Origin of the sequence: Streptomyces massasporeus (assembly GCF_014648995.1) — a bacterium.
Taxonomy (GTDB): domain Bacteria; phylum Actinomycetota; class Actinomycetes; order Streptomycetales; family Streptomycetaceae; genus Streptomyces; species Streptomyces massasporeus.
The window spans coordinates 186,227-199,775 of record NZ_BMSE01000016.1 but is presented as its reverse complement, the minus strand read 5'-3'; the positions used below and the strand labels follow the sequence as shown (position 1 = coordinate 199,775).

At 74.6% G+C, this 13,549-nt stretch carries 10 protein-coding genes and 1 pseudogene; 6 read left to right on the top strand and 5 right to left on the bottom strand.

From position 1 onward, the window contains the following. Positions 1-123 precede the first annotated feature (123 nt). Positions 124-2,778, top strand: coding sequence for an ATP-binding protein (locus IE153_RS29960; protein ID WP_189592898.1), 2,655 nt, complete (start codon positions 124-126; stop codon positions 2,776-2,778). Here IE153_RS29960 and IE153_RS29955 read toward each other — a convergent pair. The 4 genes from IE153_RS29955 to IE153_RS29940 all read right to left on the bottom strand — a co-directional run bounded on the left by IE153_RS29955 (position 2,731) and on the right by IE153_RS29940 (position 7,521). Further along, positions 2,731-3,312 (bottom strand): hypothetical protein, encoded by a 582-nt coding sequence (locus IE153_RS29955; RefSeq protein ID WP_189592897.1) that lies wholly within the window; start codon positions 3,310-3,312, stop codon positions 2,731-2,733. The genes IE153_RS29960 and IE153_RS29955 overlap by 48 nt on opposite strands. A gap of 383 nt (positions 3,313-3,695) precedes the next feature. Next, entirely contained in the window at positions 3,696-6,098 is a 2,403-nt protein-coding gene (locus IE153_RS29950; RefSeq protein WP_189592896.1) for an AfsR/SARP family transcriptional regulator, read from the bottom strand. Between the two features lie 29 nt (positions 6,099-6,127). Next, positions 6,128-6,904 carry a thioesterase II family protein gene (locus tag IE153_RS29945; RefSeq protein WP_189592895.1) on the bottom strand — a complete coding sequence of 259 codons (777 nt, stop codon included), beginning with the start codon at positions 6,902-6,904 and terminating at the stop codon, positions 6,128-6,130. Next, complete coding sequence (locus IE153_RS29940; RefSeq protein WP_189592894.1) at positions 6,847-7,521, bottom strand: NADPH-dependent FMN reductase; 675 nt, start codon at positions 7,519-7,521, stop codon at positions 6,847-6,849. Before IE153_RS29940 ends, IE153_RS29945 begins: the two co-directional genes overlap by 58 nt. 174 nt (positions 7,522-7,695) lie before the next feature. Between IE153_RS29940 and IE153_RS29935 the strand changes: the two genes are divergently transcribed. The 3 genes from IE153_RS29935 (at position 7,696) to IE153_RS42465 (ending at position 11,759) form a co-directional block, all read left to right on the top strand. Beyond that, positions 7,696-10,932, top strand: a complete 3,237-nt coding sequence (locus IE153_RS29935) for an AfsR/SARP family transcriptional regulator (protein WP_189592893.1) — start codon at positions 7,696-7,698, stop codon at positions 10,930-10,932. A 224-nt stretch (positions 10,933-11,156) separates the two neighbouring features. Then, a complete protein-coding gene (locus tag IE153_RS41960) occupies positions 11,157-11,456 on the top strand; it encodes a hypothetical protein (RefSeq protein ID WP_229829253.1) in 300 nt (99 codons plus the stop codon). Positions 11,457-11,636: 180 nt separating this feature from the next. Then, positions 11,637-11,759, top strand: coding sequence for a hypothetical protein (locus IE153_RS42465; protein ID WP_268251870.1), 123 nt, complete (start codon positions 11,637-11,639; stop codon positions 11,757-11,759). A gap of 35 nt (positions 11,760-11,794) precedes the next feature. Here IE153_RS42465 and IE153_RS29925 read toward each other — a convergent pair whose 3' ends face one another. After that, the gene (locus IE153_RS29925; protein WP_189592892.1) at positions 11,795-12,628 is read right to left on the bottom strand and encodes an SDR family NAD(P)-dependent oxidoreductase; all 834 of its coding nucleotides are present in this window, start codon (positions 12,626-12,628) and stop codon (positions 11,795-11,797) included. 197 nt (positions 12,629-12,825) lie between these two features. On the opposite strand from IE153_RS29925, the pseudogene IE153_RS41955 reads away from it, so the two are divergent. Together IE153_RS41955 and IE153_RS41950 are read left to right on the top strand one after the other, a co-directional pair. Then, positions 12,826-13,056: pseudogene (locus IE153_RS41955) on the top strand (ATP-binding cassette domain-containing protein); the annotation flags it as partial. Between the two features lie 101 nt (positions 13,057-13,157). Then, positions 13,158-13,349 (top strand): hypothetical protein, encoded by a 192-nt coding sequence (locus IE153_RS41950; RefSeq protein WP_229829256.1) that lies wholly within the window; start codon positions 13,158-13,160, stop codon positions 13,347-13,349. Positions 13,350-13,549 lie beyond the last annotated feature (200 nt).

The window sequence follows — 13,549 nt, the reverse complement described above, 5'->3', positions numbered from 1 at the left end:
CCATGACCGGTCCGGCCCACCCGACCGGAGGCACCACGGGAAGCGGACCGCGTCGACGAGCTTCGGGCGACACACCGGTCCCGGGTAACGCAGTACGCCGGAGCAAGCGAAACGGGGGAGTTCATGCAGTTCCGCTTACTGGGGCCACTTGAAGTCGAGCCGGCGGGAGGACCGCCGGGCAGCCTGGTGGACCTGGGCGGGCACCGGCAGCGCGCCGTCCTGGCGTATCTCCTGCTGCACGCGAACAAGGTGGTGTCCACCAGCCAGATGCTGTCGGCCCTGTGGGCCGACGACGAAGCGCCCATGACGGCGCGCAAGATCCTGCAGAACGCCGTCTGGAAGCTGCGCGGTGTCCTGTCCCGGCCGCCGCGCGGCGAGCAGGGGCCCGAGCTGCTGACCCGCGCGCCCGGCTATCTGCTGCGGGTGCCGCAGCAGCGCGTCGACCTGCTCGACTACGAGCAGCGGGTGGTCACGGGCCGTGCCGCCCTGGCGGCGGGCGAGGTGGAGCCCGCCCGCCGCTCGCTGGGCGAGGCGCTGGCGTTGTGGCGCGGGCCGGTCCTGTCCGACCTGGTGGAAGAAGGTATCTGCTGGCCGGAGCTGACGGCCCTGCAGAACCGCCGGCTCGATGTCATGGAGGACCACTTCGAGGCCGCCCTCGCCTGCGGCCGACACCAGCTGGTCCTGCCCGACCTGGAGAGTCTGGTGGCCGCCGAGCCCTTGCGGGAACGCGCCTCGGGGCAGCTCATGGTGGCCCTGTACCGGTGCGGGCGGCAGGCCGAGGCCCTGGCGGTCTTCGGCCGGGTGCGTACCGCGCTCGTGGAGGGGCTGGGGCTGGAGCCGGGGCGCGAACTGCACCGGCTCCAGCAGGCGATCCTCACCCAGGACCCGACGCTGGAGGTGCCTCGCACGGTGGGCGACAGGGAGCCGGCGGACTTCGCCCCGGCGCCCCGGCCCGCGCCGTCCCCGCCCCTGCCCCTGCCCGGCGCGGCCCCCGCATCCGCGGCGACAGCGACGGCCTCCGCGGGTCCGGCCGCACGCGGCGCGTCGGCCGCTCCCGTGGAATTGACGACACCGACCGCCCCCACGGAGCGGGGCACGAGCACCGCACCGGCCGCACCCCCACAGCCGGGCGCATGCACGGCACCGGCCGCACACACCGGGCCGGGCATCGCCACCGCACCGGCCGCCGCGCACACCGGGCCGGGCACATCCGCGGGCCCGGGCACACCCGCGGGCCCGGGCACACCCGCGGGCCCGGCCACACCCGCGGGCCCGGCCACACCCGGAGGCTCGGCCGCACCACCCACAGCGACCGGACCCACGGAGCCGGGCGGACCCACCACACCGGCCGCACCCACGCAGCCGGGCCTACGCACCGTCCCTGCCGCCGTCACCCCCGCGACGCGGGCCGCATGCACCGATCCGCCCGCGCGCGGCGGGCCGGCCGGCTCCGCCGCCGAGGTCCCTTCCCCCGGTCGGCAGGCGTCCCGTACCGCCAGCGTGGTCATGTTCCGTTTCGGGCTCGGCGCGGAACTGGGGCGAGTGCTGGCCGAGGACCGGGACCGGGTGGTCGACGCGCTGACCCAGATCGCCCGGGAGAAGACCGGACTCCACGGCGGCCGGGTCACGGCCATGCTCGGTTCGACGGTGCTCTCCGTGTTCGCCGACGGGGCGGACGCGGCCGACCGCGCCGAGCGCGCCGTCCGCACCGCGGCCGCCGTCCGCGACAGCCTCAGCGTCCCCACCGGCACGCTCGCACCACCGCAGGCCGCCGTGCGCGGCCTCACCGTGCACGCTGCCGTGGCGTCCGGGGAGGCCCTGCTTCCGCCCCGGCCCTCGGACGACCCGCCCCCGCCCTGGAACGGCGGCAGGCTCGTCGACACCTGCCGGACGATGCTGGCCCATGTGCAGGCCGGGGAGATCCACGTCTGCGAGGAGACGCACCGGCAGGTCGAGCGGGCGGCGACGTTCCGGCGTGCCTGCGCGTCCGCCATGGCCCCGTGGGAGCTGCACGCCCTGCACGACGACGTCACGGACCTGGCGTGGGGCCCGGCGGGCGCCGCCGTCCACGGCAGCGAGCTGGAGCTGATGCACCACACGCTGTCGCACACCCGGCAGCGCTCGACGGCGCATCTGATCACCCTCATCGAAGGGTCCGGTCGCGCCCGGACACGCCTGCTGATGGAGTTTCAGCGGCGGGTCGAGGAAAGCCACGGCGGCCCGGTGCGGGTGCTGGCCGGCACGGTTCCGGCGCCGCACACCGGCTCCGCCCTGTCGGTGCCGGCGGAGATCCTCGCCGCCTACTGCGGCCTCGACCCCGACTGCTTCGAACCCCACACCACGGCGCGGCTGCGGGCCACCCTGAACCGTCTCGGCGGCGACGCGGCCGGCGCGGCGGATCTGTTCGCACCCCTGGCCCGGCTGCTGTCGCCGCAACGGGCGGCGCACGAATGGGAGATGCCCGGCGAGATGCTCCGGGCCTGGGGGGCGTTCCTGGCGCGGGCGGCGCGCGAGCAGCCGCTGGTGCTGATCTGGGACGACCTCCAGTACGCCGACGACACGCTGCTGGACATGGTGGAGCGGCTCACGCAGACCCACGCGGGCGTGCCGCTGCTCACCGTCGTCGGCGCGGACTCCCGGCTGCCGGACCGGCGGCCGGGCTGGGCCACCGCGCAGCCGCGCACGGTGACCCTCAGCCTCAGCCCGGAGACGGGCGACGCCCTGGACCGGCTACTGGAGTCCCTGCTTCCGCCGGTCCGGGAGTCCGAGGTCGCCTGAGCGCGTCCCGCCCGTGCCGCTGAGGCGTATGGCACGGGCGAGGGCGCCCAGGGCCCGCGTGCCGTCCACGGACCCGTCGGGCAGGACGTCCGCGGCCGATTCGACCAGCAGGGACCCGGCCAGGGCCGCCCAGGGGGCCGGCTTGCCCGCCCCCACCGGTCCGGCGGGCCCGGCCTCGCCGAGCACCCGCCGCGCCCACGCGGTCATCCTGGCCCGGTCCGCCGCGGTGACGCCCGGCACGGCCCTGAGCCCCACGCCGAAGCGGGCCAGGATCTCCGCCGCGTGCTCGGCGAGCAGGGCGTCCTGCCGTGCCACGGTGTGCCCGGGCGGGCGGGCGAGCGGTTCGGCGTCGCCCGGCCGCGCCGGGCCGGTCTGCCGGGGGCGGCCGGCCCGGCTCAGTCCTTCGTGCAGGGCCGCGGCGAACCGCTCGCCGACGAAGACGGCCATCGGGGTGTCCATCTCGGCGGCGGATCCGCGCCCGGGGCGAGGTGAGGCGTGCGCGGGGCGGCGGGTCTGTGGGGATGCGATGTCCATACGGACAGCACACCAAGTCCCGCCCACACGCCACCCATTCGCGACTCCTCGGCCCGGTCATCACCGCGCCATGACCGCTCCGGACCTGGCCATGACCGCCCCGGCCCCGCCATGAGCCCGCCTCGCACCACGACCGCCCAGACCGCGCCACGACCGCCCGAACCCCGCCAGAGCCCACCTCACACCACAACCGCCCAAACCGCGCCACGACCGCCCGAACCCCGCCAGAGCCCACCTCACACCACAACCGCCCAAACCGCGCCACGACCGCCCCGGCCCCCGCCAAGACCGCCTGGCGCCGCGTGGCGGGCGTGTGATCACCGGGGCGGCGTGACGACGGCCGGGCGGTCATGGCGGGTGGCGCCGCCCGGCCGACCCCGCTCTCACACCGCCCGTCGCCCGGGTCGGACCTCGACCGGCTCGGCCGCCTTGCCCCGGAACCCGGCGTGGATCCGGCCGGAGGGCCGCGCCCGCTCCTCCTGGCGGCGGGGGCGGCAGTCCAGGAAGGGCAGCGTGCGCCGCGGCGGTGGAGCGGCGGCCGGTTCGCGCAGGCGCGGCAGGGTCAGCCGGCCGGCGTGCTCGCAGGCACTGCCCCAGATGGGCCTACGGCGCAGCAGGTCCGAGTGGCCGCACGCGACGACCAGCAACGCCCCGGTGCCCGCGCCGCCCAGACTCTCCGCCCAGTCCAGCACCGCGTCGTCGGCGAGGTGGAGGTCGTCCAGGCAGAGCACCACGGTGCGGTGGCGTGCCTCGTGCTCGATCACCTCGCCCCAGGCGGCGAGCAGGTCGACCCCGCGTCCGGCCGGGCCGGGATGGGGCGCGGGGCACAGCACGCGCAGCAGCCGCGCGGCGTCCACGTCGGAGTCGACGGCGGAGCGGACCACTGCCCTGATCCGCTGCTCCGGCGGGTCGTGCCGCGCCCCGTGCCGCGGCGCCCATGCCTCCAGCAGCGCCGCCGCGACACCCGCGGCGTCCTGGCCGTCCCTCGGAACGCGCGGCCGTACGACCCGCACCCCGTCGGCGTCGCCCGCGACACGGTGCGCGAACTGGGCGAGCAGGCGGGACTTGCCCACCCCGTGATCGCCGAGCACCGTCAGCAGGGAGGGCACGTCATGGTGGCGCGAGTACTCCAGCAGGTTTTCCAGCAGGGCGAGTTCGGGTCGGCGCGGGGCGTCGGTGCCGTGCCCGGCGGGCTCGTCCGGGTGCAGGGCCCGGGCCCTGCGGATGCCGGGGGCGCCGTCGGCGGCGCCGGTCGTCTCGTCGTAGCTCACCCACGCGCCGGTGTCGCCGGCCACGTCCTCGCTCACGTAGAGCTCGCCCTCCGGGACGCCGGAGAGCAGTCCGTGCGCCTTGTCGAGCAGAGTGCCCACCACCGAGACGGCGGCGCTCGGGTCGTGCGGGTCGTGCCGCACGATCGCCTTGCCGGAGATCACCACGGCACGCATCACCATGCCCGCCCGTGAGGCCAGCCGGTCACGGGCCGCGAAGGCCGCGCGCACCGCGTCGAGCGACGCCTCGGGGCGCTCCGACCGCAGTCCGAACAGCGCGGCGCACAGCCCGCCCATGGAGCCGACGACCGTCCCGGAGCGGTCCTCGACGCTCTCGGTGAGCACGGTGACCGCGTCGTGCAGGGAGGTGTCCAGCTGTTCGCCCCCCATGGCCGCGGCGTCCCCGGCGGACTCGGTGCACACCACGAGCACGCACACGTCCCGCCGCTCGGCGACGGCGCCCCCCTCGGTGACGCCGAATCCCGTTGACACGCCCGGCTGTTCGCCGCGCTTCGCAACGCCGTACGGGGCCGCCGTGCCGGTACGGTCCCCGGCCTCCGCGGCACCGACGGACAGGAGGGCGGGTGCCCTCAGGGGTTCCGGTGCCATGACGTCCGGTCCGGCCGCCCCGGGAAAGGCGGTGTCCGCGGTGATCCGGACCGGGGCCCGCGCGGCACTCGTCTCCCCTGCCGCGTGGCGTCCCGGTGCGCTCGTCTCGGGGGTGCCCGGCTTCGCGCGGACCTCTGTGGGGCCGGCGAGCGCCTGGTCGTGGCGCAGGATGCGGTGCTGCAGGGTCTGCAGGGCGGCGGACGGCTCCAGGCCGTACTCCTCCACCAAGGCAAGGCGCACCCTGCTGAACACGCTCAGCGCCTCCGCCTGCCGCCCGCAGCGGTACAGGGCGAGCATCAACTGCCCGCACAGCCGCTCCCGCAGGGGTTCGGCCTCGGCGAGCGAGGTGAGTTCACCGAGCACGGCGTGGTGCCGGCCGCACGCCAGCTCCGCCTCGAAGCGGTCCTCCATGGCGTCCAGGCGCAGCTGCCGCAGTGCGGTCAGTTCGGCCCACTCCACGCCCTGTTCGGCCAGGTCGGACAGGGCGGAGCCGCGCCATTCGGCCAGGGCCTCCCCCAGCAGCTCGGCGGCCTCGGCCGCCTCCCCGGCGTCCAGGCGGGCCCGGCCGGCGGCGACGGCACGCTCGAAGCGGGTCGCGTCGAGCTGCTCGGGGTCGACGCGCAGGACGTATCCCGGTGCCCGGGTGAGCAGTCGGGGCGCCGCGTGCCCTTCGCCGTCACCGCTCTCCAGCAGCGCGCGCAGCCCCCACACGGCGTTCTGCACCATCTTGCGGGCCGTGACCGGCCTGGCGTCCTCGGGCCACAGGGCCTCCAGGAGCTGGCTGGTGGCGACCACCTGGTTGGCGTGGAGGAGGAGCAGTCCGAGGACCGCTCTCTGCTTGACGCCGCCCAGTGGCAGACTGCGCCCGCCGCTCACCACGTCAAGCGGCCCGAGAACCTTGAATTCCACGCCTACCCCCGTACGTCGAACACCCGTGATCAGTCATGGCGGGCGTCGTTGCCCGCCCGAGCGGCGCTCGTCGAGCGGACGCCGCGCAGTACCACCTCGGCCACGTCGTCGAGCCGCTGGTCCACATAGAAGTGACCGCCGGGAAAGACCCGCACCTCGGTCTCGGCGCGGGTGAACGCCCGCCAGCCGGACGCCTCCTGGACGGAGACGACCGGGTCGGCGTCGCCGCACAGCACGGTGACCGGCGTGTGCAGCGGCTCCCGGGGCGTCCAGGAGTACGCGGCGAGGGCCGCGTAGTCCGCTCGCAGAGCCGGCAGCACCATTGCCACCAGCTCCGGGTCGTCGAGCAGGGTCACGCCGGTCCCCCCGAGCCGGCGTACGGCGGCCAGGATCGCGTCGTCGTCCGGGAGGACGTCGTGCGGACTGCGCCGCGGCCCCGGCGCTCCCCGGGCCGACAGGAAGAGCCTGCGGGGCGACGGGCCGCCGCGCTCCTCCAGGATCCGGGCGGTCTCGTAGGCGACCAGCGCGCCCATGCTGTGGCCGAAGAACGCGAAGGGCGCCGCCATTTCGTCGTCCTGAAGTTTCCGGGCCACGACCGCGGCGAGTTCCCCGATGTCCGCCACCGGCGTCTCCAGCCGGCGGTCCTGGCGGCCGGGGTACTGCACCGCCCGCACCTCGGCGTGCGGGCGCAGCCGCCGGGACAGCGGCTGGTACGCACTGGCCGCGCCCCCGGCGTGCGGGAAGCAGATCAGCCGGAGAGCGTCGGGCTCGGGATCGGCGAAACGTCGGAACCACTGGCCGTCCATGGCGCGTTGCCCTCCTGTCTGTTCACCTGGGGTACGTGGTAGCCGCGCTCTGCCCGGGCCCGGTGCAGCACACCGGCCCACCAGCTGAGGCGGTCGAACATCAGCCGGGCCGACACGTCCCAGTCGTCGGAGGCGGCCAGGGTGCCGTCGGGGCCGAGCCGCTCCCAGTAGTTGTGGAAGCTCACGGTCTCGCGCACCGGGACGGCGTGGACGTCGCCGAAGACCTGGCGCAGGGCCGCCACCGCGCACAATCCGCTGGAGGGGCCGCCGTAGGAGAGGAATCCGACGGGCTTGGCGTGCCATTCCGTGTCGTACCAGTCGATGGCGTTCTTCAGGGACGCCGGGAAGGTCTGGTTGTGCTCGGGGGTGACCACCACGAACGCGTCGGCCGCCCGCAGCCAGGGCGCGAGGTCCTTGACGGCCTGGGGCCGGGGCGCCGACGGGTCGGCGGACATCACGTCGGGCAGCCAGGCCGTGGCGAGGTCTATGACGTCCACGTCGAAGTCGGGCCGCAACCGGGCCCGCGAGGCCAGCCATTCCGCCGCGACGTGCCCGAACCGGCCCTTCCTGATGCTGCCGATGATGATCACCAGCCGCAGTCGTTCATTCTCGGCCACCTGCCCCCGCCTTCCGCCCCAGCGCCGAACCGCATTCCTCGGGGAACCCTGGCATATGCCCCTTCGGATTCGCTTCGGACGACTTCGGAAACGCCGCGGGGCGCCCTTCGGGGCCGGTGGCCGAGCCCTTTTCGTCGCACGTCGCGCCGGTCGTCGGCCGGTTACGCTGAGATCATGGAATTCGGGGTGCTGGGGCCGCTGGAGGTGCGCACGGACGAGGGTCGTGTCGTGCGGGTACCCGAAGTCAAGGTGCGCATGCTCCTCGCCGATCTGCTCGCCCACCACGGGCAGGTCGTCCCGGCGGCGCGGCTCATCGAGGACCTGTGGGGCGGCTCGACGTTCACGGCCCGGCCGACGGCGTCGCTCCAGGCCAAAGTCTCCCAATTGCGGCGGGCGTTGGAGGACGCGGAGGCGGGCGGCCGGGAACTGATCGCGCACCGGCCGCCCGGATACGTCCTGGACGTCCCCGCCGCGGCGCTCGACGCCGGGCGGTTCCGCGACCTGGTCGCCCGGGCCAGGTCCGGCGCGGACCCGGTCACGCGGGCGGCGCTGTACACCGAGGCGCTGGCGCTGTGGCGGGGGCCGGCCTTCGCCGAGTTCGCCGACCAGCCGTCGGTGCGGCCGACCGCGGCGAGCCTGGAGGAGGAGCGCCTGACGGCGGTGGAGGAACACGCCGCGGTGCGCCTGGAGTTGGGGGAGCACAGCCTGCTGGTGGGCGAGCTGACGGAGCTGGTGGAGCAGCATCCGCTGCGCGAAGGGCTGCGGGGCGCGCTGATGTGGGCGCTGTACCAGGCGGGGCGTTCCTCCGACGCGCTCGACTGCTTCAACGATCTGCGGCGCCGGCTCGACGAGGAGCTGGGGCTGACCCCCGGCCCGTCCCTGGAGGCGCTGCAGCAGGCCATCCTGCGCCACGACCCGGTCCTGGCGAGACCGGAGCCTCCGGCGCCGTCCGCCGCGGGGGGTCAGGCGGGTCCGGGTCCCGCCGGTTCGGCCTCGCCCCTGGTGGGCCGCGAGCAGGACCTGCGGGCGATCCGGGCGCTGCTCTTACAGCGGCGCCTGGTGACGCTCACCGGCCCGGGCGGCGTCGGCAAGACCCGGCTCGCCCAGGCCACGGCGGAGAGTCTGGCGGGCGCGTTCGGCGACGGCACCTGGCTCGTGGAGCTCGCGGACGCCGGGGGCCTGGAGCGGTTCGCCGGCGCGGAGGCGCTGGCCGAGCAGGTGATGGCGACGCTGGGTATCCGGGAGAACAGCTCGGACGACGACGCCAGGGGCCCGGCGGACCGCCTGGCGAACGCCCTGGCCGGGCGGCGGCTGCTGCTCGTGCTGGACAACTGCGAACATGTCGTGGAGGGCGTCGCGCACCTGGCGGGCCTGCTGCTGGGCCGGGCCCCTCACCTGCACATCCTGACGACCAGCCAGGAGCCCCTGCGCACCCGGGACGAGACGGTGTACCCGGTGACGCCGTTGTCGCTGCCCCCGGAGGACGGACCGGACCTCGACGCGCTGACGAGTGCGGGCGCCGTACGTCTCTTCGTGGACAGGACCAGGGCGACCGACCCGGAGTTCGTGCTCGACGCCACCACCGCTCCCCTGGTCGCCGACGTGTGCCGGCGTCTCGACGGCATCCCGCTCGCCCTGGAACTGGCCGCCACGCGCGTGCGGTCGCTGGGCATCCGGGAGCTGCACGATCGGCTCGACGACCGCTTCAAGGTGCTCAACAGCGGTTACCGGGACGCCCCGTCACGCCACCGGACGCTGCAGGCCACGCTGGACTGGAGCTGGGGGCTGCTCGACGACCGCGAACGGACCGTGCTGCGCAGGCTGTCGGTGTTCGGCGAGGGATGCGGGCTGCGGGCCGCGGAGGACGTGTGCTCCGGTGACGGCGTGTCCCCCGCCGACGTCCTCGACGCGCTGAGCCTGCTCGTGGAGCGCTCGCTGGCCGTCCGCACCGAAGGACCGCAGGGCCCGCGCTACCGGCTGCTGGAGTCGGTCGCGGTCTACGCGCGTGACAAACTCGCCGAGTCCGGTGAGCACGCCGGGACCGCCGCCCGGCACCTGCGCCACTGCGTCCGCCTCGCCGAGCGGGCCCGGCCGCATCTGCACGAGCGGGAGCAGTCCCGCTGGTTCCAGTACCTGGACCTGGAGGCGGCCAACGTGCAGCGCGCGCTGGCCGAGGCCGACCGGGCCGGGGCCGCGCAGGAGGCACTGCGCCTGGTCAACTCGCTGACCTGGTACTGGTATGTCCGCGGCCGGCTGGGCGAGGCCCGCAGGGCGCTGGCGACGGCCCTGGACACGGCGGGCGAGGCCGCGCCCGAGGAGCGCGTGGAGGCGGAGTTCTGGTACACGGGCATCCGGCTGCTGCTCGGCGAGCACGACCGGGGGTGCGCCGTCCTGGAGGAGTACCCGCCCGAGTCCACCCTGGAGTCGACCAGGGCGCAGTGGTTCCTGGCGCACGCGCAGTGGACGGTGGGGGCCCTGGTCAAGGGCGAGCAGCGGGTCGAGCGTGTCCTGGTCCGCTTCCGTACCCTGCGCGACGCGTGGGGCACCGCCGCCGCGCTGACCACCCGCGCGTGCTTCGCCCTGGCCCGCGGGGACCTGGAGTCGCTGCGCGGCAACGCCGAGGAGGCCCGCGCCCACTTCGCGGAACTGGGCGATCTGTGGGGCCGGTTGAAGACGACGGACGTGCTCGGCAGGCTCGCCGAGATCAACGGCGACTACGACCTCGCGGCCCAGCTGCACCGGGAGAGCCTGCGGATCGCCCAGGCCCTGGAGACCTGGCCCGAGATGTCCACGAAGCTGTCGGGGCTCGGCAGGATCGCCCTGCTCACCCAGCGCTACGACGAGGCCGACGACCTGCACAGGCGCGCCCTGCGGATCGCGGTCGGGCAGGGCAACCAGCCGGCCGAGCAGTTCGCCGCGCTGGGCCTGGCGCTGAGCGCCCGCCGCCAGGGCAGCCTCGACGCCGCCGAGGAGTGGCTGCGCCCCTGGCTCGCCTGGAACCGCCGCCGCGGTGACGGCCCCGGCCTCGCACTGGTCCTGGCGGAACTGGGCTTCATCGCCGAACAGCGCGGCGACGCCGACCGGGCCCTGGCCCACCACCGGGACGGCCTCGCCGCCGCCGCGACGACCAAGGACCCCCGCTCGGTCGCCCTGGCCCTCGAAGGGCTGGCCGGCGCCTACTCCCTGGCAGGCGCCCCGCACCGCGCGACCCGCCTCCTCGGCACGGCGGCGGCGACCCGGGAACGGGCGGGCGCTCCGCATCCCCCGGCGGAACGGGGCGACGTGGAACGCATCGCGGCCCGCCTGCGCGCCACGATGGACGAGGCGACCTACACGCGCGAGTTCACCGCCGGCACCCGACGCACCCACGAGGCGGAGGCCTTGGCGGAGACAGGCCCGCGGGCACCGTGAGGCCGTGAACGGTCAGGCCGTCCCGGCCGTTGCCGGAGCCGGTCGGTCCCTGCGGCCGAGTACCGCCTCGCCGAGATGTGTCAGGCGGTGCAGGGTCAGGTTGTGCGCCGGGAAGACCGGCCCGGTGGCCGGCTGTCTCGGCCGTCTCGGCGCGTTTCTGGGAGTGACGGACGACGTCGGCATCTGAGCTGGCGACCCAGGTGGGGCTCCTCAGCATCGTCACCATGTGGTTCGCCCTCGTCCTGCGTGCCCGGCCCGCGCTGCGCCAGCCGCACCGGCGGGGACTGTGGCTCACGGTCCTGGCTGCGGCCATCGCCATCACGCTCTTCCAGCCCGGGGTAGTCGGCCGGCTCACGCACGCCGCCGTGGAACTCCACACGGTCGCCCTGACCCGGAACCTGATCGGCGTCCTCGGTGCCGGGTTGGTCCTCCTCTTCCTGGTCGATTCCACCCGGGTGCGCTCCCTGCGTCTCACCGTGACGGCGGGGCTGACAACGGTGAGGGGCGCGTTGGTCGACCTATGACGCGCTCCTGGACCTGCAGCGATTCGTCCAACCCGGCGTCTATGAAGAGGCGCACCGGCATGCCCGGCGGGCAGGGGTGCCGAGCACCGCCTCGCCGCCGCACAGGCCGGATCGCTGGGCCGGGCCCGCCGGGCCAAGCTCGTCGGTGCGCCCCCGTCCGTCCCCCGTCCGCTGCCCGGCGTGGAACACGGCAGCCCCGCGACACTGCTGGGGATCGCCCGGATGTGGCCGTCGATGACGGATGCGCTGCCCCGGCCGCACGACGAGCGAGTCGACCCGGTGGCACCGACCCACCGCGAGTGACGGGCGGGCAGCACGGCAGCCACAGGGCCGGGCCGCTATCGAGGAGTGCCGGGTGCCTCGTCGTGGCGGGGCGCGACACGGAAGTCGAACGCCAGCGTCCCGGGATCCAGGGCCGTCGCCCCGCCGTCGACGGTCAGCACGGCGCCGTTCACATAGGACGCCGCCGGGGACAGCAGCCAGCTGATGGTCTCCGCGATCTCACGCGGCTCACCCGGACGCCCCAGGGGAAGAAGTCCGGTCACCTCCTCATAGGCGCCGTCCACGCCCTCACCCCGCAGGTCCGCCTCGGCGGCGAAGCGCGCCATGCGGCGGTCGGCCATCTCGCTTCTCACCCAGCTCGGACACACGATGTTGGCCCGCACCCCCTGACGCCCGTAGTCGACGGCGACCGAACGGCAGAGTTGGAGCAGGGCCGCCTTGGACGTGGCGTACGGGGCGTTGCTCGTACCGTTGCGCAGGGCGGACACCGAGGCGACGGCGACCACCGCCCCCCTCGCCTCCAGCAGGTGCGGGATCGCGGCGCGCAGAAGCAGCAGCGGACCGGTGACGTTGGTGCGCATCACCTCGTCCCAGTCCTCCAACGACAGGTCGCCCACGGTCCCCCCGCGCCCGATGCCCGCGTTGAGCACAAGGCCGTCGAGTCGTCCGTCCGCGGCCAGGGCCGCCTGGACGAGACCGTCGGCGGCCTCCGGGTCCCTCACGTCGGAGGGATGCGCGAGCACCCCGATCTCCTTCTCGAGACGGCGCAACGGCTCGCTCCGCCGGCCCGAGACGACCACATGGTGACCTGCTTCGCGCAACAGCCGGGCGGTGGCCTCCCCGATGCCCGAGCCTCCACCGGTCACGACAACCACTCGTCCGTCAGTCACAGCTGCTCTGGCTCCTTCGAGATCACAAGACGCATCCGAGCCTAGGACCCACCGATCCCCTGCTGACGACTTTGAGACATGGCAGGTGGTGGGGTAACCCACCCCCGAACTCTCCTGCCAGGTCCACTGCCTCCCCCCGGCCGCCCTGTTGCACTGGGATCCTCCCCAGATCCCGACTTCGACGAGGGCTGCCCGACATGTCGCAGAGAAACGATGTCCGTCTCCCCGCTGTCCAGTTGGTCAGGGTCTCCGTCGACCACCGCGGCGCCGCCGGCCGTGGCGGGGCACTCCTCGAAGCCAGTGTGGGCTTCCCGGAGCGAACCCTCACCGCGGTCGTGGGTCCTTCCGGTGCGGGCAAGAGCGCCCTTCTGCGGTGCGCCTCGGGCCTGGAACGGCCGAGCCAGGGCAAGGTGTTCCAGGGCTCCCGGGAGCTGGAGACCATATCGCCAGAACCCTGCCGGCGGGCCCCAGGATCCTGTTCATCGACGAACCGACGGACGCGCTCGACCACGCCGGTGCGCGCCGGATCATGGATGTGCTGCGCACCCTGGTGGAGCAGGCCGGACGCACCGTCGTCATGGGGACACGCGATCCGGCGGCTGCGGCCTGCGCGGACCGGGCCGTCTTCCTCGTCGGCGGTCGTGTGGTCGGCAAGATCGACCATCCGACGGCCGACGAGGTCGCCGTTGAACTCGCGCGACGGCCGCCGTGTCGGGGCTGACTCCCTGACTCCCCGACCTGTGCGACGGGACGCCCGATGGTGGGGAAAACCCGACCGTCAGGTCTCGACCTGGCTGTCATGACCTGACCCGACGCTCCGGATGCAATGGACGGGTGCTGATTCATCGGGCTCAACTTCGTCCGGACAAGCGGAAATTGTGGTGCGGCGGCTGGCTCGTGGCAGCCGCCTGGGCCGCTGTC

What these genes read in the sequence shown, in the direction of transcription:
- IE153_RS29960 (WP_189592898.1), top strand. Translation starts at nt 124, where the DNA reads ATGCAGTTCCGCTTACTGGGGCCACTTGAAGTCGAGCCGGCGGGAGGA.
- IE153_RS41960 (WP_229829253.1), top strand. Translation starts at nt 11,157, where the DNA reads ATGTGGTTCGCCCTCGTCCTGCGTGCCCGGCCCGCGCTGCGCCAGCCG.
- IE153_RS29955 (WP_189592897.1), bottom strand. Translation starts at nt 3,312, where the DNA reads ATGGACATCGCATCCCCACAGACCCGCCGCCCCGCGCACGCCTCACCT.
- IE153_RS41950 (WP_229829256.1), top strand. Translation starts at nt 13,158, where the DNA reads ATGGATGTGCTGCGCACCCTGGTGGAGCAGGCCGGACGCACCGTCGTC.
- IE153_RS29935 (WP_189592893.1), top strand. Translation starts at nt 7,696, where the DNA reads ATGGAATTCGGGGTGCTGGGGCCGCTGGAGGTGCGCACGGACGAGGGT.
- IE153_RS29945 (WP_189592895.1), bottom strand. Translation starts at nt 6,904, where the DNA reads ATGGACGGCCAGTGGTTCCGACGTTTCGCCGATCCCGAGCCCGACGCT.